Raw genomic sequence first — 20,233 nt, forward strand, 5'->3', positions numbered from 1 at the left:
CCAGGATCCGCCCCTTGACCTCATGGCCGTAGAACTCGGCCCCCTGCACCTGGGGAGCCAGGCTCGCGGCAGCCACCACGGATGCAATAACCAGCGACACTGTACGCTTAGCCATTAAAACCACCTTATATTTTCCCGACAGAACTGTACGGTTTCCCGCGACGATACATGGGCTTCGCTGCCCTGTCCAGGGTTTTCGTTAAATTTTTGCACAATTTTCCATCAACGCAGGTCAGCGTCGGCTGCAGGGTTGCGACAGATTCTTTCACCCGAGCCCAACTCCCACTCCACCACACCAGTCCTGCCTGGCTCCGACGACTTACGGCGATCCAGCAAGTCGCCCAGCAGTAGCCCCCAGGTGATTGCGCCTACGAACGAAGCAGACCCCTTCACTGCGGTCAGCCAGACAGATGGAGGTGTCGATCGCCGCGGGTTGAAGGGTGCTGGGGTGTCGAAGGCTAGGATGCATGCTTGGAGACCTCGTTATAGCCGCGTAGTTGTTTTGCTTTCTATCTACTGTGTGCTGCACGGGATCTTCGTGCATACGTGGACGCGCCCGGGGTTGATGGCCCGGTGGGGTGCGGAACCGCTGTTCGACGAACGCGAGGCGAGGCCAAAAATAGCGGAAGATCCACATTGCCATATTTGAGAGAATTCTTTTTCTCCCCGGGTCAACGGTGACTGCACACATACTGCAGTTCACATCTCTGCACGTCTCCTTCCCCGGGGCATGATGTTCGGAGCTTCCCTCGCCTACCGTTGCCAGCCATTGCCGGGGGATTTCCCTACCTCCGGGGGCAGTGCAGGAGGGGGCACCTGCCGACGTCATCTATTGTGCGGCCGGCGACGCGCATGTGCCCCTCCATGTGGTCCTCACCGCACAGCCGGGCATGAGCGGCCCGCCGGGGATAGTGTGTCGCCTGGTGGTGCCAGCTCTCTAGCCTGGTGTTTGTCGTGTGTACTGTCGCTGACCTGCCACCGGGAAAGGTCTTCCACCCTGGTGGCTGCGGCCATGACAAGAGGATCGTGGGTAACGGCGAGCACAGTGCCCCCGTTGGCGCAGTGCCGAAGGAGTACGTCCACAATGGCGGTAGAGTTAGCCTGATCCAGCCCAGTCGTGGGTTCATCCACGAGAAGGACCTTTCTGCCGCTGACGAGGGCACGGGCAATATTCGCGCGCTGTCGCTGGCCCCCTGAGCACTCAGTCGGACGCGACGACACAACCTCGGCGATCCCCACCTCCGCAGCAATGGCGTCTGCCGCCTGGTGTGCGGCGCTGCGGGTGGACTGGTTGCAGCGCGCGGCCCGCCTGATCTGGCGGCGAAGAGACAACGCCGGGTTGAGTGCCTGAGAGGCGTCCTGGGCTGCGTATCCGCAGTCGGTGTGGGCGCACTGGGACTGGGTGCGCTCGGCGTGGAGTCCCAACAGGACGCGAAGCAAGGTGGTTTTGCCGCACCCACTTGGTCCAATCAACGCGAGAAAGTCCCCCGGGCGTGCGTGGAGCGTCACTCCACGCAGCAGCGGCCGCCCATCGACAGCGTCAATGTCCACCGAATCGATGACATAGCTGTCCTTGGAGGCCTTCAGCATCGGGGATGGCAGGTGGACCTCGTGCGCCGCTGTGGTGGCGGCCGCTGCACCAGGGAAGCAGATCTCCCCACGCTGGTGCTCGCCGAGGCGCACCTGCCGATCGCACACCGCGTGCAGAAACTCTGGGTCGTGACTGCTGACGACAACGCAGGTGCCCTGTGCTGCGGCAGCACGCAGCACCTCGACCACCGCAGCCGTGGCAGCGCGGTCAAGTCCACTGGTGGGCTCGTCGCAGACGAGCACGTCCGGTGTGTCGAGCAGCGCCCGCACCAGTGCCACACGTGTGGCTTGCCCGCCGGAGACCCGCGCAGAATCCGTGAGATTACCCGTGAGCAGCAGTTGGCTACACAACTGGCGTGCACGGGTGAGTCTTTCACGGGTGAGGCGACGCCCGTCGCCGATGGCTGCACGCCGCGACCAGGCAGGGTCGAGTGTGGCCTGAGCATCTTGCTCCACAATTCCTACGCGCTGGCGAACGTTTCGGCGGTGTCGACGGCGCCCCCAGGGGCGTGTGGTCACAACACCCAGCTCGTCTCCCCAGGGGTAGAAGACCTGCCCGGTGACTCTGCAGTCCGGGGTGGGGGTGCCGGCGAGGGCGGCAAGCAGGGTCGTTTTCCCACATCCGCTCGGGCCTGTGATCCCTAGAACTGTGCCGCGGGGCACCTCAAGGTCGCCGACGACGATGGGGGTGCTGCCCGGGCATTCGAGGATAAGGTCGTGGGTGGTCAGTGCCCCCGGTGCTGGGTTAGTGTCCGCGCAGGCGGCATGAGACACCGTGCGGCGCTCGTGGTGTGAAAGGCTGCGCCGGTGCGCCGGCGGTGGTGCGAGGGTGTGGGAAAGGGCGTCAAAAAACATCAACACCACCACCATGACAACAACGATCGCCCCCGTTGGGGCGACCACGGCCGCGCCATTGAGCTGCACCCCGGGAAGATTCTCACGGATCATTAATGCCCAGTCTGCGGCCGGCGCCACCGGCCCCAAGCCCAAGATGTGCACCCCGATGAGCAGCTGCATGGCCGCCAGACAACGCACCCCCGCATCGGCGGCCACCAGGGGCAGCAGCGCCGGCCCCAGTTCCCGCATGGCAATCGACCACGTCGACTCGCCGCGCACACGAGCGGCATCAACAAAACCCGACGTCCATACTGGTGCTGCCGCTGCCGCCAGCTGTCGGGCGCCTTGCGGTACCCCGAGCACCACCATGGCTGCGCACACGGCCACCCAGGAGGGAAATACACTCGCCGCAGTAAGCACGATGATGGCTGCGGGAACCGCCAGCAGGGACGCCGAGGCGTGAAACATCCACCGTGTCCAGCGCGGATGCTGCACCGACACGAACGCCACCATGGTGACCAACGTCGTTGTCGCGACACCAATCGGCAGCGCCACCAACAAGCTGGTACCGCCGGCAGCGACCCGGCGGACGACATCACGGCCCACGTGGTCGGTTCCCCACACACCCACCTCCGGGTCGAAGGGGAGCCCCTGTGGAGTGGTGATATCCCCCGCCGCCGACGCACCCCACAGGATCGCCGCCACCGTGCATCCCAGCAGCACCGTCGCACCCCACATCCACGCCGTGCCAAACGACGTGGAAAGCGTGCGCCGCGTCGCCGTACCTGTGAAGACTCTCATCGACTCACCTTCCGTGCGAGCGCACCCGCGGACACATCCGCGAGCGCATAGGTGGCGATCGCCACCGTGGAAATGACCACAGCGATCCCTTGGATGACGGGCACATCCCGCGCGCCCAGCGCGTGGGCTAGCAACCCACCTAGGCCTGGGTAGTTCACCAAAGCTTCGACGACGACCCCGGAGCTCAGCAGACCGACACCACTGATCGCGGCCGTCTGAATGACGACCGGCAACAGCCGCACCACCACGATCCGCAGCATCGCATCGTGTGTGCTTCTCCCCCGCCGGCGCGCGGCCGTATACAGCCGCAGGCGGAACAGTTCCTCAGCGGGGCCACGCACCATCCGCGACACCCACGCGCTGACTGGCAGTGCGAGAGCCACCACCGGCAACACCAATGCCCGCGGGTAATGCCAGGGAGACTGGCCCGCCGGAATGAGAGACACTGCAGGCAACCACTGGAGACGCACGGCCACGACCACGATGAGCAGCACGACGATGACCGCCTCCGGGATTGCGGCGACCACTGCGGCGAAGGCATTCGCGGCTGCTGCGCGCCGGCGGCCTTGGTGGGCCGCCTGGTACAGCGCCAGACTGACGCCGAGAATCATGGCCGCCACCCACGCAGGGACCACCACGACGAGGGAGCGAAGCAACCGCCCCCACACAGTGACGGCAACAGGAGTGCCTGTCAGCCACGAGACGCCCAAATCGCCCTGCAGTGCCGCCCACCACCAGTACCCCAGCCGGCGCCACCACGGCTCATCGAGGTGAAAACGAGCACGCAGGGCATCTGCGGCAGCGTGATCGGCACCCGTCAATTGGGTCGCAATATCCCCCGGCAGCGCCAGCGCTAGCAGGAAAACGCCAGAGACAATCAGCACGAGAGTGACACACGAGCGCACCACCACCCGCAGCGCGGGGTGCCGCCACGCTGACGACACAACGGCGGGGCCGTGCAATGCACCGCCGGCGGGATTGCTGACCACCCGGGTAGGAACTGGAGGCATTCGAAACATCAGAGGATCGTTTTCTTCGAAGGGACATCGTCCCCGTGGCCGTCGACATCGGGGCATGTGCGGGGATGTTCACGCCCCGATTGCCTGGGGCACAAGCAACGGAGAGAGCACGGGGACCTGTGCGGTGCTAGTCGGCCTGGGTGGTGACTCCGTCGAGGGCGTAGCGGGCCGACCCCGTCCGCCATCCCCGGACGCCTGAGGCGGTGCAGTCGAGGCCGGAGCCAAATCCCCACACCACCCAACCACCGTCTCGCGCCATCACCTTGTGCAGTTCGCCCAATGCCTGGTTGCGGGCCTGATCGTCCTGGATACTCATCGCGGCGGCGAAGTCGGCGTCAAACTGGGGGTCGCGGAACCCCGTCTCCGACCACGAGGAGGTGGTGAGCACCGTTTGGCGCACCGTGACCGCGAAGGGGGTGTTGGTGTACATCCCGACAGTGAAGGGTTCCACCGTGTAGGCCGTCGTCCAGTACTGGTCGGCAGGATGCTCCCGAATCGTCACCCGAATGCCGGCCTCCGCTAGTTGCTGGGCGGCGACCGTGGCGGTCGTCATCATCGCCGGGTAGGCCTGGGTGCTGTGAAGCACCACGTCCACACCATCCGGATAACCGGCGTCGGCAAGCAGCTTCTTCGCCCGGTCCAGGTCACGGCGGATGGGCTGCACGTCTTTCGGCACTGAGGGGTCTTCCGCCTTGATCATGTCGTATCCGACAGTGCCGTAGCCGAGGAAGACCTGGTCGACCATGGCTTGGCGGTCGAGTGCGCATTTGACGGCGTCGCGGACCCGCACGTCATCAAAGGGTGCGGTGTCGACACGCAGCAGCAGAGGGTACGTTTCATAACCGGGCCGCTGGCGGATGGTGTAGTCGGAGTTCTTCTCCAGCGTTTTCGCCGCTGCCGGCTGCAGGGAGGACGCGACAGCAACTGCCCCGGTGCTCACCGCGTTGGCCATGGCCTGCGGGTCACTGAAGCCATTGATTTCCAGCCGCTGCGCCCTCGGGTCGTCACCCCACCAGTGGGGGTTGGGCGTCAGCACCGCATTGTTGCCATCGAGCGCATCAAGGACGAAGGGGCCGGAGCCGACGGGGGCCGTGAACTCAGCGGCGCCATCTTTGACGACGAGCACAAACCCGGCGAGCATCCGCGGCAATTCCGCATCCGGGATGCTGGTGGCCAGTTCGATGGTGTGGTCGTCGACGATGCGGGATGCCGCCATATCAACGGTGCCGAGACGTGCCCCGTTGAGTTCCTTCATCTCGTCGATGCGCCCCAAGCTGTAGAACACATCACGGGCGGTCACCGGGGTGCCGTCAGAAAACTGCGCGTCCGTGCGCAGGGTAAACGTCCAGCGCGTCGCGTCGGCGTTCGCCGACCACTGCGTGGCCAGGCGCGGCACCAACTGCCCGCCGTCATCCAGAAGCAACTGATCGTAGATGCAGCTGAGGCGGAACCAATCCGACTCGGAGAACAACGAGCCGTGAGGATCGAGCGTCGCCTGGTTCGCAGCAGACACCGCCGCAAACGCCAGCGTCGCCGTGGGCGCACCATCCTTCGTGGAGGCGCCGGGGGCAGATGCGCCGTCGTCGCTGCTGCAGGCTGCCAGCACAGCGCCCGCCATGCCGAGACCAGTCACCGCGAGGAAGCGGCGGCGCGAAAAACGGAAAGAAGCAGAGGAGGTCATGGTGACTCTCTTTCTAAGTACAGGGGAACACACAATGAACAACGAACAACACAGGTGCGAGAAGAGAAGGTGAAGGACTGCATCGGCAGCGGTGTACAGACTCCTGCCGAAGCAACCTCGTCAGGTTGGGATACGGCCCCACTACGGAGGTTCGTCCACCACCGGCTGCGGGTGCGCCGAGACCCCCGTGGACGTCCTATCCCCGTCGGCGAGCCGCTCCGACAACACGGCGGCCACCACGTCGCTCGCCGGGGCGCGGACAATCGAGTAGTGGTGCGCCGCAATGCCCTGGCTAGTCAGTGGCCCCAAAACCCACGGACGCCACCCCAGCAATGGATCGTCACAATCGTCGACGCCCATGCCTTCACCGCTATTGCGGGGCGAGATCTGGTCCGCGCGGAACAGCAACACGGGCACACTATCGTCGAGTTCCTGGGCGTTGTGCGCATAGAGGGACCGAATGTGACGCGCGAAAACTGCGCTGCGCTGGGAGACAGCTTCGACAGAAGTATCGACACCGCACTCTGCCAGTCGATGCCTGAGGGCATCCACGTCCGCCGCGGCATCATCAACCCCCTCGCCACCAGGACCAGCCTGGGATGCCGGGTCGTGACCGACCTCTCCCTCAACGCCGAGGTACGCCTCCATGGAACGCAAATGACGAAGAAGCATGCACTCGTCATCATCCTGTGTACCTGGACGCGCCCCATCCATGGCAAGGGTGTCCTGAATTCGATCCGGACTATTGGAATCGATCATCCACACCAGGTCCACCTGGTGCCCCTCTCTGCGCAATGCGCAGGCCATATCGTGGGCGAGAGTACCTCCCATCGACCAGCCGCCGAGGGTATACGGTCCTTCGGGCTGCAGATGCCGCACGACCTGCACGTACAAAGCCACCATGTCGTCGACGCGACGAAGCTCGACGTCCACGCCCGCAAGCATGGGATCCATGAGGGCGATCACCGGACGCTCCGTCGTCAACTTGCGCGACACGTCGACATAGCAGAGCACATCCCCTCCCGAGGGATGGATCATGAACACAGGACGCCCCTCCCCGCCCCGCAACTGCACACACGCCTCATCAGCACATGCCGCGACCGTATCTTCGGACCATTGGCGGGGGACACGAGTGCTGGATGCCCCACCAAGCAAGGACAGCATCGTGGTGCGCAGCCCAGCCGCCGTGGGATTGGCGACGAAACCTTCCAGCACGTCCGCAACAGCAGGCATCTCCACCACCATGTGGGATTTTGCCCCGTCGTCTTCAGTCCGCAGGAGGGTGTGCAGGTGTCGCAAGATCTTCTGAATCATGCGAATCGCGGTGAGGGAATCACCGCCGAGTTCGAAGAAGTTCTCCGCATGGTCATCACCACAGTGCGCCGACCACTCGGCGGTGACTGCGTCGTCGACAGCAGACACCCACCATGGCTGCGCACAATGACTGGCGACGGGTAGCACACCGCCCTCAGCCCCCACACCATGATCCGGTGTGGGCGCCAGCTGCTCGAGCAGGAGCGGGCGAGCCGTCGGAAGAGCAATAACTGCTGACCAGCCCGTCTCACAAGCCAACCCGGCCACAATGTCGTGGACCCTTTCCAGAATCTTTTCGGGAACAGCCCCGAAGACTTCCGGAACAGCCACCAAAGACAGGACGCAGTCGCCGTATAGTTCAAAGACACGCAGCTCGAGCTCGACTTGCGGAGTACGAACCTGCTGGTAAAACTCACTGATGTCGATGGTGCCCAAAGGGCCGGCATCGCGTGCCAGATCACCGCCGAGCGCCGAATCCATTCCCAGCGTGGATTGAAACACCACCGGAGCGATCGCCTGCACCGTTCCTAGCTCCCGCGCCAACATCCGGCTGAGTTCGACGGCACTGACGAGATTATGCTGCAAGCACTCCGAAGACGCTGCAGCCACATCCCGGGCGATCGCGGCAAAGCTGCGTGTCAGCGGGCTGCCGACCGGGTGGGCTCCACCGAGATCCACGCTCACAAGCGCGGTGTGCGAGAACGCACCGATCATGTGCACCACATCCGGGTGAACCGGATGCCGGTTGTGCTGGAGTGTGGTCACCAAACTCGCGCGTTGCTGTGACACCTCCGCCAGCGCCACAAGAAAGGCCGTAAATACCGCCACTGTCGGAGTGACATCGTGCGCACGCGCCTGCGCGACCACTTTCTCCCACTGGAGAGCACTCAGACGGCACTCCAGCATGTCCATGATTCCCCGATGCGGGTCCCACGGGGCGGACTGTGTCCGCGGCAACCGCGGTGGGGCAGGCAGCTCCGCGAAACGGGACTGCCACCACTGCGCGTGGTGCTGTTTCTGCCCAGATTCCAAAGCCAACGCCGCATCACAGTAGTCAGCAAACGTCAACGCCAGGGACGCACACTGCCCAGGATGTGTGAGCGCATGGAGAAGGTATCTGTCGAGCAAAGCCGCAGACCATCCATCAACCACCAGCAGGCTGGAAGACACCATGAATCGGCCATGACCGCCGGGGAGCAGGATGACTCCGACGATGCACGTAGCACCGCCCACAGCAGCCGGATTAGGGCCGACTGTCGACAGCCGTTTCCGATGCGCATTGAGTTGCTCTGCGACGTGCTCAGGCGAGTAGTCCCGCAGGTCAACGACGAGGACCTGCACAGCTTCATCGAGAACTGCGCGCGAGGCCGGGCGGAATACTTGCTTTCCATCGGCAGTGACCTGCACCCGCAGCATTGGATGGGCCCCAGCCACAGCATCACATGCAGCTCGAAGGGCCGCCTGCACCCGTGTCGGATCTGTCTCTTTCATGTTCCACAGTGGAACATCTGTGTAGACATGTGCCGTCGGGTAGGACAACGCCAATGTTTGGGTCTGCCCCACAAGATACGCCTGCTGCAGAGGCAACAAAGGCCACGCGGCACGCTGCGACTCCGATGCGTCGACCTCCCCCAGTGCGTTCAGCCCAGGCATGTCAGCCGCTGCTGGCGGGGACTGGTGCACCATGTCCACAATGTCCCGTACGGTGATGTCGGCGCGCATCATCTGCGCGGGGAGCACACATCCGAGGCGGGGCCGCAGTGCGTTCGCCAAGCGCACCGCAAGCAGCGAATCTCCGCCTGCCGCCAACAACGTGATGTCCGGGGTGATCTCTGCGGGAGAAATTCCCAACATGTCAGCCCAAACCTGGATCACGATGCGCTCAGTCTCAGCCGCAGTACCCGGCTGCGCATGCTGTGCAGGGGCACTCTCCGCGACAGTCGGTGTCTCCTGAGCGGAGATGACGGGAGCTGCTGCCGGCGAGGCTGTGGTGAATGATTCCACTGCGGGCACAGCGAGACGAGTCCCCGTCCCTGCGGCGACCGACCGCAGCATCGCAACGTAGCGTTCGAAAAATCGTTCTGCTTCCGCAGGCTCTACAACGTGAGCGAAATCCCACTGGAGGACCAACTCGTGGCGATGGATAAACGCCTGGTGATCGAGCCATACCTGAGGAGTCTGACTCACCCCTGTGACGTAGTCCCCCAACCACGCATGATCGTGCCCGTGATCGACATCAACCATGCTGGTGAATACCACCGGCATATGAACGATTCTCCCGCGGGCGCGAGACAAACGCGTCATGATGTCCACGCCGCTAAGTGCGCGGTGCTCAAGGACGTCGAAAAGCTCCGCCCCCATCGCCTGGAGTGCGGAGGCGCTCAGCCCAGGCAACACCCAGCGAGGATTGTCCTCGTCAATGGTGCGTGCCCACACGAGAAGCATGGACGAAAACTCTCCAACAACCTCCTCGACGGCCTGCGTCCACTCCGAGGATACGAGGGACGAACGATCAAATTGTGTCACGGTGATCGCGATGTCGTTCATCCCTGACCACTCATGCAGCACCTGTGCATATGCGCTGAGCAACACTGTCGACAGGGAAACTCGCTCTACTGCCGCACACTCCTTGAGCGCCTCAGTTTCAGCAGGGCTCAGCCGAGCATCGAGCCGCCGGAAGCGGGGGCGCTGGTCCTCACGCTGCACGGGTGCGGTAGCAATGGCCGGCGCCTGAGGAAAGCCCTCGATTCTCGGTTCCCAGAATGCTTCTGCCCGCGCGATCTCCGCACTGCGGCGGTCAACAAGTTCCGCCTGCTGCCGCATGACCTGCGCGAAAGTCAGTACCGGAGGTGGAGGTGTGGCGTGTGGGTCGTGGTAGAAAGCACGCACACAGCGGTCGACAATCATCCACGACGCGGAATCCACCATGAGCACGTCAACGGCGATCAACACATGATCGCCCGCATCGGTCCGGACGATCTCGACGTGCACCACAGGCCCCGTCGCCGGATCAGCAACTCGCGTCGACACGCGGTGGCGGTGGTGCTGAAGCAACCGTTGCTGTTCGTCGACAGCATGGCCCCTCACATCGTGGATGGGCAGAGACATTGGTGCATAAGGGCGAACGATCTGTTCCCCACTGTCTAAGACGACTGCCCGCAGCATCGGATGCCTGGCCACTGTGGCGTCCCATGCTGCGCGGTATCGCGCGATGTTGAGATCACGCGCCCGATATTCAAGGTAAAACTGGCATCCAACTCCACCCAGTTCGTAACTATCGCTGCGCCCGACCCAATAGGCATGCTGAATGCGGGTGAGGGGGAAGGGGACGACTGCCCCTTCAGGGTCCTCGTCAACGCCCCTGTTCCCTTCAATGCCACTCAGATCCCCCTGCCCATCATGGAGGCAGCTGTCGTCGCCGGAACCCTCCTGCGACGGCATGTCCACCTCAACGGGGAAGCATTGCGCACAGAATTGTTCGACGGTGGGATGATCAAGAAAATCACGCAGGCGCGCATGCAGCCCATACCGCTCCTCCAACAACGCAAGCACTCGCGTCGCCAGCAACGAGTGCCCACCGGCGGCGAAGAAGTCAGTACGTGCATCCACATCATCACGACCCAGCACTTCTGCCCACACCCGTGCCACCTGACGCTGCCGATCGTTCGCGAACTTCGCCGTGTCGTCGTCGGTGGACGCGACGATGTCTTGCGATAGCCGGCCTCGGCGGTCGAGCTGCAGATGCCGGGAGCGGGAATTCAATTCTGCTGCCGAGACTGCGCACTGCCATACACCAGACGGCAACGGAGGAGCGTCCACCAGGTGGGCAATCAGCGTGCATGCATCGTCGATGGCGACCGCGTGCCGCAGGGACACCTCGGAGGCGGCGTAAGTTTCCTCGGTGCTGCCCACTCGGAAGCGGTCCCAGTCCAGTGCAATCCACTCGGCACGACCGTGGCACACGGCATCAAGGTAGGCACTGGCCGCCACATAGGGGGCCAGCCCGAAGCCACCCACGGTGGTCGCTGCAGAGGCCATCACCACCACCCGTGGGATGCGCCCGCGGGCACCGTCGAGAATCTGACGTACGGCATCAATGCCAGCAACTTTCGCACCGACGAGCGCGTGGATCTCGTCCTGCGCCGCAGGTCCCGCCGCAGCCATGTCGTCGAACGTCAACAGATCGACTGCAGCAGGAGCGAAGATAATCGCATCACAAGCGATGTCCTCCCCCGTGCCGTCGGTGAGGACTGCGGCCATGTCGTCCTGCGAGGTCACATCACCGGCAATCCAGCGCAGCGACAACGACTCATCTTGCAGCGCTGCCAACAGGTAGGGGTGCGTAGGCTGCGACCGTGAACACACCACCACTGAGTGTCCCCGCCGTGCGAGATCCACCGCAATGTGGGTGCCCACTCGGCCTGTGCCGCCCAACACGACCACTCGCTGCGAGCCAGACGTGACCCCAGAGCCTCTGCTCTGCGCGTCATCGAAGGCAGGAGTGAGCACGGCGGCTAGCTCCGGCGCGGCCGACACATCTGCCCAAAGCCGCTGGAAAACGATCCCTCCGCGCAGTGCGTAATGCATTCCGGGGCGCCCCGCCCCGACGATGTACTGCAGGACTGCTGCAGGAACCGTGGAGCACTCAGGTGGCAGATCGAGAGTCGCCCAGCGCATTCCCGCGTGTTCCTGGGCAAACACGCGAACCATCGCTTGCACAGCGGCAGCGACAGGATCCAGCGGATCCCCCGGAGTGACAACAGCACTAGTGTGCTGCACCACGAGGAGAGTCTGCGGAAGAGAACCTGTCTGGCGCTGCCGCGCGCATGCCTCGTGAAGGTCCCGCCACCACTGCACCGCATCCACCACGCGTTCCACGCCTCGCGCCGTGTTGTGCTGGGTTCCCAAATCACGGGCATCAACCACGAGAATCTCCGTGGCCCCCGCAGCCTCAGCAGGCGAGGTGAAAGGAATGGCGTTCTCTGCCGGCACGACCGTGGGCTGCTGGTGTGGAGGCCACACCCAGACCTGCGCGGGTGCGGCGCACGTGCCCCCGGCAGGCGCCGGGGCCCACAGCGGCACCTGCAGCTGCGGGGTCTCAGATGCGCCCCTGCGCTCAGTGCGTGTGCGCACAGCCGTCGTGCGTTGCCAGGGGTAGGGAACTGCCTCCGACGTCGCCACATCATAAGGCTGTTTCTGCGCCAGCAGACCCAACCATTCATCGCGACCAGCCGCCCACAGGGCCCCTGCACACACGCGCAGCTGCGTCGCGAAAGACGCACCGGTGTCTCGCTGGGGCATCATGCTCACGACCGCGGCACTCGAAGGTTCATGCGTGAACAATCCGGCAACACCCCGTCCGGGCCCGACATGGAACGCGACGACTCCATCAAAACCGGCGTTGTGCACCACCTCCGCACAGGTGGCACGAGCCACCGCAAAGTGGACAGGCTGCCGTATGTGCCTGACCCAGTGATCTGTGGGCACCGTCTGTCCGGGGTGGCACACAACCACGCGCGGCCCGTCGTCGGTATCACCAGCTTCTGGAGCAGTCGCCACACAGCTGATCAGTGGAATCCTCGCCGACTGTGAACGCACAGTTGCTGCTGTGGCAGCAAACTCTTCCAGTTCACCGTCAATGAGTCGACAGTGGGAGGCTGCCGCAATCCCCACATCTCGTGTCGGGAGACCTGCAGCCGCGCACGCATCGGACACGGCAGCAATGGCCGCTGGGGTCCCGCTGACCACGAGCGCCGCATCAGCGTTGTAGGCGGCGACATCGACACTCCCACCGAGGTCCGCGTCATCAGTAGCCACAGCGTCGAACACCTGCTGTAGCTGCGCTGTGGTCGCAGCAATACTCAGCATCGCACCGACCGGCGCTTGGGCCATCGCACGCCCACGAGCCACCACGAGACGACAAGCATCGTCGCGCTGCAAGACACCCGCGACGACAGCAGCAGCATATTCACCAGCCGAATGCCCCACCACGGCCTGCGGTGTGAGACCTGCCGCGTGTGCGGCATCGACACAAGCCATCTGCAGCACGAAGAGAGAACAGAGCAACAACAGCGGGTCTTCACGACCAGTGGGACCAGGGTCGATGTTCTCAGTCAGCAGCATGCTGCGGCAGTCGATACCGGCGAGGTCCGCGAACCGCGCGTGCATCTGATCCACCGACGCGCGGAACACCGCGGCGGGACTGCTCGCTGCGGCATGTGCGCCCTCAGCATAGATGTCACGGGCTGCTCCCCGCAGGGTAAGACCGGCTCCCGAAAACACCCACACTGCGGCGGGTCGAAGCCCTGCGCGCAGCGGCGGAAGTGCCGTGACGGCGTGCTCCGGGTCGGCAGCGTACGACATCACTTCCTGCGGTGTCACAGCCCACCGTTGCCCGAAGGTTCGACGATGATGGGCGAACATGCTCGCCACCTCGGAAGCGCGTGTCGTCGGTTCGCTCATCGGATGACATGCTCGCGAGGTGACGTCCCCCGGTGATGTTCCTGGTGCCCGCAGCATCTCCCCCACGGTGTGGGCGAGCTGTTGTAGCGCCGTCTCATCCGCCGCGCTCAACGCAATGATGGGCGAGGAGTACTCCGCCGGTGGCGTGACCGTTTCATGCTGGGCAGCTAACGGCGTCATTGAGGTCATCTGTTGCTCATCCGCCCCCACGACGACATGGCAATTGACGCCCCCAATGCCGAGGGCACTCACCCCAGCCCAGCGAACCTGAGCATTCCACGGCACGGCAGTGTCCAGCAGAGTTGGGCCCTGCCCTGCAGTGATACTCGGATGCGGGCTATGCGCCACTGGACTGGGCGGCAGGATTTTTTCCCGTGCAGCCTGCACAGTCGCAATCAGGGACGCGATACCTGCAGCACTGTTCGCGTGCCCGATATGCGCCTTGATGGAGGTCAACGGCACCGGGCGCTGCCGCCCGAATACCTCTGCTAGCGCCTGGACTTCGATATCGTCACCAAGTACCGTTGCTGTGCCGTGCCCGTGGAGGAGCCCAATGTCGTCCGGCTGCAGTCCAGCGACGGCGAGCGCTTCCTCGATGGCTGCGGCGTGACCGGCGACAGAGGGAGCATGAAAACTCGCGCGCCCCTGCGATCCATCACTTGTGACCGCACTGCCGACAATGATGCCAAGGATAGGGTTTCCGTCGCGCTGCGCATCACTCAGACGCCGGAGCGCCACAACCCCCGCACCTTGGGTAAATACTGTCCCATCGGCATCAGCACCATAGGACTGGGTGAGACCTTGGAGGGAAAACGGCCCATCGGGCACAGCAACGTAGCCGTCATGTGATGTGCCGATATCGACGAGACTCACCCCTCCCACAATGGCAGCGTCCACTTCATCGTGGAGGAGTGCTTGGATCCCCTGATGAACAGCGACGAGCGAGGTCGCACACGTGGCCCCCACGGCGACGGCTGGGCCAGTGAAATCCCACTCGTAGGCAATGCGCAGTGGAAGATAATCGGCGACGGCCCGTGCGTGCAGATCCAGGCTGCGCACGGGGTCACTACCTCCTGTGGGATTGAATTCATCGGCCATCGTGTCAAAAAGGAAGATCGGAAGCGCTGCCCCCACATAAACTCCCGTGGTACCCCACGAGTCTTCCCCTACACTGCCCGCGTGATCCATGACCTCCCGGACCAATTCCAGCATCAGCAGCGTCTGCGGATCCGTATCACGGGCTGCGCTAGCCGTCATACCGAGCGCTGCGGCATCGAAAGCATCAATACCATCGATGGGGCCCGAGGTGGGCACAAAGCCTGGATGATGCCGCAGCGGGTTCGTTGGCTGCGGGGTACGAGGGCCATATCCGCGCTTCCCCGTCAGTTGCAGCCGTAGCAACTCAGCAGGGGTCGCTGCGGAAGGATACCGGCAACTCATGCCGACGACTGCCACAGCGGTCTCAGGATGTGGCGTGGGGCGGGGTGCCGAGGGAAATACTGAAGTCACAGTGGACGTCGGTTCAGCCGTCGGTGCCATCGGTGATGTTGTCATTGTGCTGTCTAGCTCCACGGGAAGAAGGAAAATGATGACGAAGAAAGAGCAAAGAGGTGTTCGTCTCGGTCATCCAGAGGAAAGCGAGTACGAGGGCGCTGAATTCGGGCCCCCGCAAGGAAGAGGAACCCGATGCTTGGGCTGCTGACGATCAGGTGCGCAGACCATACAGAATTGATCGACCCACGCCGCTGGATGATCTGCTGTCGGTACGTGTTCACAGACGACAAGCCCAGCTGCCGTCGCTGCTGCGCCCCATTCCTCAGCGCTCAGGAAGATTCGCCCGCTATCCGCGCGCGCATCGTGGAAGCAGACTGCAGGGTTAGTAGCCATGAGGAACCGCATAGAGATCTGCAAGGGCAAATGTTCTGTTCCTGTCTCCACGACGTAGAGCCTGCCGTCCTCGGCGAGGACAGCACCTAGGTCCTGCAGCACGGCGACGACATCCACGGCGTTGTGCAGAACGTTGCCGCAGACCACCGCGTCCACCTGACCGCCAGGCAGCCCTGCGTCCGCGAGCGCCTGGGAGATTCGCGCCTCGAGGGATGCATTGATATCAATGACTGCGGTGTGCAGTCCTGCGCGCCCTGAGTAGCGCACGCGGGCCCGATGCAGGAACCACCGAGACACATCGCTGAACAGATAGACGCACTCTTTGTCGCCAAGTGCGTCCATGATGGGGTCCGCCAGCGCCCCTGTCCCAGCGCCGATGTCTACAACAATCAGCGGGCGGCCACTGTGTCCCTTCGAAACCTGTTGAGCGAGTCGGTCGGCCACCCACGTGTTGATCTCGCGAGACAAAGGGTTCGTCGCATACAAGGCTGCAGCTGCGTCCAAACTGTCCTGGGCGAAGAGCAGCTGCTGCACAGTGTGTTCTCCGCTGAGAAGTTGCGGAAGCTGGTCACTGCAGGAGGCAAAGAACTCGTCCAGGGCACGCTCGTGCGCGCACTGCTCCTCGTCCCAACCGGCTTTTGCCAGGAGGCCAGCACCGACCTCGACAACACGGTGCCACAGCTGCGCTGCTTCACTTTGAGTCGGCACCGGGTCAGACGTGGGATGAGCTGCGAGAATCTCGCCCCATCGAGACCAGATGGGACGCAAATGGGCCGGAATTTGCGGGGGCGCATCATTCCTCGAGCTGGCATCCGCCTGCCCGAGCTGGGCCCGAGTGGCACGGATACTGGCGAGCGTGGCATTTTCCCGCAAATGATGATGCTGCTGCAGAGCATCCCACTGCGCAGGTGTGACAGCAGGCGCAGCCTTGAGGGGGGACGAAGACGTGTGCTGGCCAGTCATGAATTACCCCCCCTCCAACGGGGACGACTCGACCGGCGCGGGGCGTGACACCTGCTGGTAGCGCTCCCACATCGTGCGGTACAGCGAGCAGCGCTCCACGAGCTCCTCGTGAGTCCCCATATCCTCAACCCGCCCAGAATCCATGACGACGATGGTGTCGGCACCGGTGACCATGTTGAGCCGGTGGGCCACCATGACGACGGTGGCTTGGGTGCGCAGCCGTGCGATCGCCGCCTGAATGGCGGCATGGCTGCGGGCATCCAGCGCTGAGGTGACCTCGTCGAGGAGGACCAGCGGGCTTTTCTTCAGCACAGCCCGAGCGATCGCTACGCGCTGCCGTTCCCCGCCTGAGAGTCTCTCCCCGCCTTCCCCCACCGGGGAATCGAGCCCAGAGCCGAGGCGCTCTGCGATCTCTGCGACACCGCAGGCACGCACACAGGCATCAAGTTCTTCCTCACTGGCCTGCGGGTTCGCTACCAGAATGTTGTCGCGCAAGCTGCGATTCATCAAGTAGGTGTCCTGAAAGACGAAGCTCACCTCGCGTGCCACGTCCTGCACGCTCATCGTGCGGACATCGCGCCCACCGAGCAACACTGCGCCCGCGTCACAGTCATAGAACCGCGCCAGCAGTTTCAGCAGCGTCGATTTCCCCGACCCGGAGGGACCCACCACAGCCACCAGGCCAGGCCCCATGACGCACATGGTGATGTCCTCCACGCCGGCGACGCTGCCCGGGTATCGCATGCTCGCCTGCCGCAACTCACACACTGCGTGCGGAGCATCGCTCTCCGGCGGCTCCGTAATTGCCGCACATTGCGCGGCCTCAGCGGCAGACATCACGGGAAGCACTGGTGTGGACAGCATCTCCTGCAGCCGCCCCACCGCGCTGAGTGCCATGCGGGTCGCTGCAGCCAGTTCCGCGAGGCTCCGCAGCGGCTCAATGCAGCGGACAATGAGGAAAACTGTCACGGCTAAACGAACGCCATCGACCCCATCGGGCGAGTGAAAGTCTCGCCACGCAGCCAGCACAATGAGCACCGCCAGCGCGCACTGCACTGCGACAGCAAAAATCGTGACTCCAGGCAACACCACCCGGATCATGCGCAGCGTATCGCGCTGCACCCGGTCCAAGGCAGCATCAATGCGGCCGCGTCCGAACCGTTCGGCATGCGACAGGCGCAGGGTTGGCTGCAGGCGCGCGAACTCTAAGACGACGGCCGCCGCTGTCTTTTGCGCCGCATGCAGTTGACCATCGCTCCGAGCCACAAGTTCTCGCCCCCACCAGGCCCCCAGCCAGCACAACGCGATGGCGACGAAGGCCACACATCCCACCACAGGATCGCGGAAGGCTACCAGAGCTGCGCACGCCACGGGGACCACGACGGCCGGAATGATACGCGGCAGCAGATGCGCCGGAATGGACATCAACTGCATCACATCTGCCGTCGCCAACGATGCGACCTCCGCACGACGCGACGGCCGGAACCAACTGAGCGGCAATGCCACGAGGGTGGTGCGGATCGTCTCCAGCACGCCATCCGCGAGGGAGTAACCGGCATCGCGCGACGCCAACACACTGGCGATATGCATCCCCGCCCACAGGGCAGTAGCACCGACCGCCAACGCCACCAGCCTTCCGACGTGGACAGGATCGTCCCGATGCGTCAGAACTGTCACCAGGGTGAGGATCGCGAAGACTTCGCACGCCGTACTGGCAACAACGAGAGCGCTCGCGCGCCGCACCTTCCGGGCATCGCCGGGCGACAACAGGTGCAACGCCGACCAGAGTCCCGCTGCGGGCGAACGGTGGGGCTGCGACGAATGGGTACGGGCCATCATCAGGAATCCTCCCCACTGTGTGCAGCGAGGGCGGAAAAGGCGCTGTCCGGGCGCGCGAGAAGCTCGGCTGGGCTCCCCACTTCCACAAGCCTGCCCTGGTCCATCACCCACACCTCACTCGCCGTGCGAGCGAAGTGCAGTCGGTGGTCCACGCGCAGCACCGTGACACCAGCATGGTGTCGCTGACGCAGGGTGGCGTCGATTGTCGACTCGATGAGCACATCGATCGCAGCCGTAGGCTCATCCAGAACCAGCAGGGACATGTCCCGGTACAGCGCCCGGGCCAGCGTCAGCCTTTGTTTCTCTCCGCCTGAGAGTTCGAGTTCGTCCCCCACCCGGGCCGACAACCAGGCACTGTCGTCCGTACCCTCTGCGCTGCCATCGCCCCCAGGGTGCAGGACGGCAGGAGACAACGCTGCGTCACGCACGCACTGCGCAACGCGCTGCAGATCCGCGTCCTGGCTCATCGCCACGTTGTCGGCGACAGACGCGTGCAAAACCCCGGGATGCTGGCCTACAAAGGCGATGTGCTCCCCCAACTGGGGCATGGTGAGTTCTGCGATTGACACTGTGCCGCGTGGACTGACAATCCGAATCTCTCCCCGGTCGAGACGATACAAGCCTGCAAGAGCACACGCGAGGGTTGTTTTGCCGGCACCCGAACCACCAACAAGGGCAATGCTGCGGCCGCGCACCAAGGTGGCGTTGACGCCGGAGACAATCTCGCGTCCACCACGACAGATCGTGACGTCACTGAATTCGATGCGCTGCCAATCATCGGGGAACCCGACAGCAGAGGAACATGACGCTGATGACGCGGGACTCAGCTGCGGACTGAACACCGCATCAAGGCGTTGAGCTGCGGCGACACCCGCATCGATGCTCTGAACAGCGTAGGCCAAAGGAAGAACAGCAGCACCAACCGCGGGCGCCAACAAGGTCGCGGCGACAATCTGGACCACGCTGGCGCCGAAGAGCACGCCGGCACCCACAGCTGCACTACAGGCCAGAATTGCCCCGAGGCAGACCTCAGCCACCGCCATGGAGCGCCCCACGCTCACGGCCCACCGGCGGACAAACCTGGCATAGTTCTGCGCGACCGTACGAAACTCGTCTGCACCGTGACCTTCATCATCGGCGGCCAGAAACACCTTCGCGATGGCGACGCCCTCGACTGCAGTAACTGCGGCACTGTCGAGAGCTTGCACGTGGGCGGAGTACTCCGCCATCTTGTTCCCGGAGGATCGGGCATGCCGTAGCTGAATCAGTGCACCAACGAGTGCGGGAATGATGCCGACTAGACCAGCCTGCGGAGACAACCAACAGAGCGCAGCCACAGCAGCAATCGGGGTCACAACAGAAGACACCGCATCAATCGCAGCGTGGGCCATCACATTGTGGAGAGCACCAACATCGTCGGTGAGCATGCGTTTCACCGACGCAGAGTCTCGACCTTGAAATTCTTCAATGGGGAGCGATTCCAAATAGTCCGCCACCCGGCCACGGAGATGGCGCTGGAGTCGAGTGTCTGCAGCATGACTAACTGTGGTGGCAGCAGCCAACAGCACTGCCCGCCCAACCAGGCCCAACGCGACGACAGCCAGCGCGGCCACAGGAAGAGAATCGGTGAGAGCAGTCGTCTGGCTACCGGCCCGCAGCGCGTGCTGCACCACCACGATTGCCGCGACAAGACCCACCACTCCGGAGATACTCGACAGCGCTTGTAACACCATGGCCGTGGCGAGCTGTCCCCGCACTGGGCCCGCGAGACGCCATAGCACTGCGAGTGCAGGGGACGGCGTCGAATCGACGACGGGGTGAGTGTCAGTCACGACAACTC

The 20,233-nt window shown here is 63.8% G+C and carries 7 protein-coding genes; all 7 read right to left on the reverse strand.

All coding sequences use genetic code 11. The features are described from left to right. Positions 1–873: 873 nt before the first annotated feature. Positions 874–3,228, reverse strand: coding sequence for an ATP-binding cassette domain-containing protein (locus C1Y63_RS00815; protein ID WP_106014571.1), 2,355 nt, complete (start codon positions 3,226–3,228; stop codon positions 874–876). Continuing rightward, the gene (locus C1Y63_RS00820) at positions 3,225–4,112 is read right to left on the reverse strand and encodes an ABC transporter permease (protein WP_158256045.1); all 888 of its coding nucleotides are present in this window, start codon (positions 4,110–4,112) and stop codon (positions 3,225–3,227) included. Before C1Y63_RS00820 ends, C1Y63_RS00815 begins: the two co-directional genes overlap by 4 nt. A 262-nt stretch (positions 4,113–4,374) precedes the next feature. Then, complete coding sequence (locus tag C1Y63_RS00825; protein ID WP_106014573.1) at positions 4,375–5,928, reverse strand: ABC transporter substrate-binding protein; 1,554 nt, start codon at positions 5,926–5,928, stop codon at positions 4,375–4,377. A 141-nt stretch (positions 5,929–6,069) separates the two neighbouring features. Beyond that, positions 6,070–15,258 carry a type I polyketide synthase gene (locus tag C1Y63_RS00830; RefSeq protein ID WP_106014574.1) on the reverse strand — a complete coding sequence of 3,063 codons (9,189 nt, stop codon included), beginning with the start codon at positions 15,256–15,258 and terminating at the stop codon, positions 6,070–6,072. A 69-nt stretch (positions 15,259–15,327) separates the two neighbouring features. Then, complete coding sequence (locus tag C1Y63_RS00835) at positions 15,328–16,554, reverse strand: class I SAM-dependent methyltransferase (RefSeq protein WP_106014575.1); 1,227 nt, start codon at positions 16,552–16,554, stop codon at positions 15,328–15,330. Between the two features lie 3 nt (positions 16,555–16,557). Continuing rightward, entirely contained in the window at positions 16,558–18,393 is a 1,836-nt protein-coding gene (locus tag C1Y63_RS00840; RefSeq protein ID WP_106014576.1) for an ABC transporter ATP-binding protein, read from the reverse strand. Then, on the reverse strand, positions 18,393–20,225 hold the full coding sequence (locus tag C1Y63_RS00845; protein ID WP_158256047.1) for an ABC transporter ATP-binding protein: 1,833 nt from the start codon (positions 20,223–20,225) through the stop codon (positions 18,393–18,395). Before C1Y63_RS00845 ends, C1Y63_RS00840 begins: the two co-directional genes overlap by 1 nt. Positions 20,226–20,233 lie beyond the last annotated feature (8 nt).

This window comes from Corynebacterium sp. 13CS0277, assembly GCF_002994655.1.
Lineage (GTDB): Bacteria > Actinomycetota > Actinomycetes > Mycobacteriales > Mycobacteriaceae > Corynebacterium.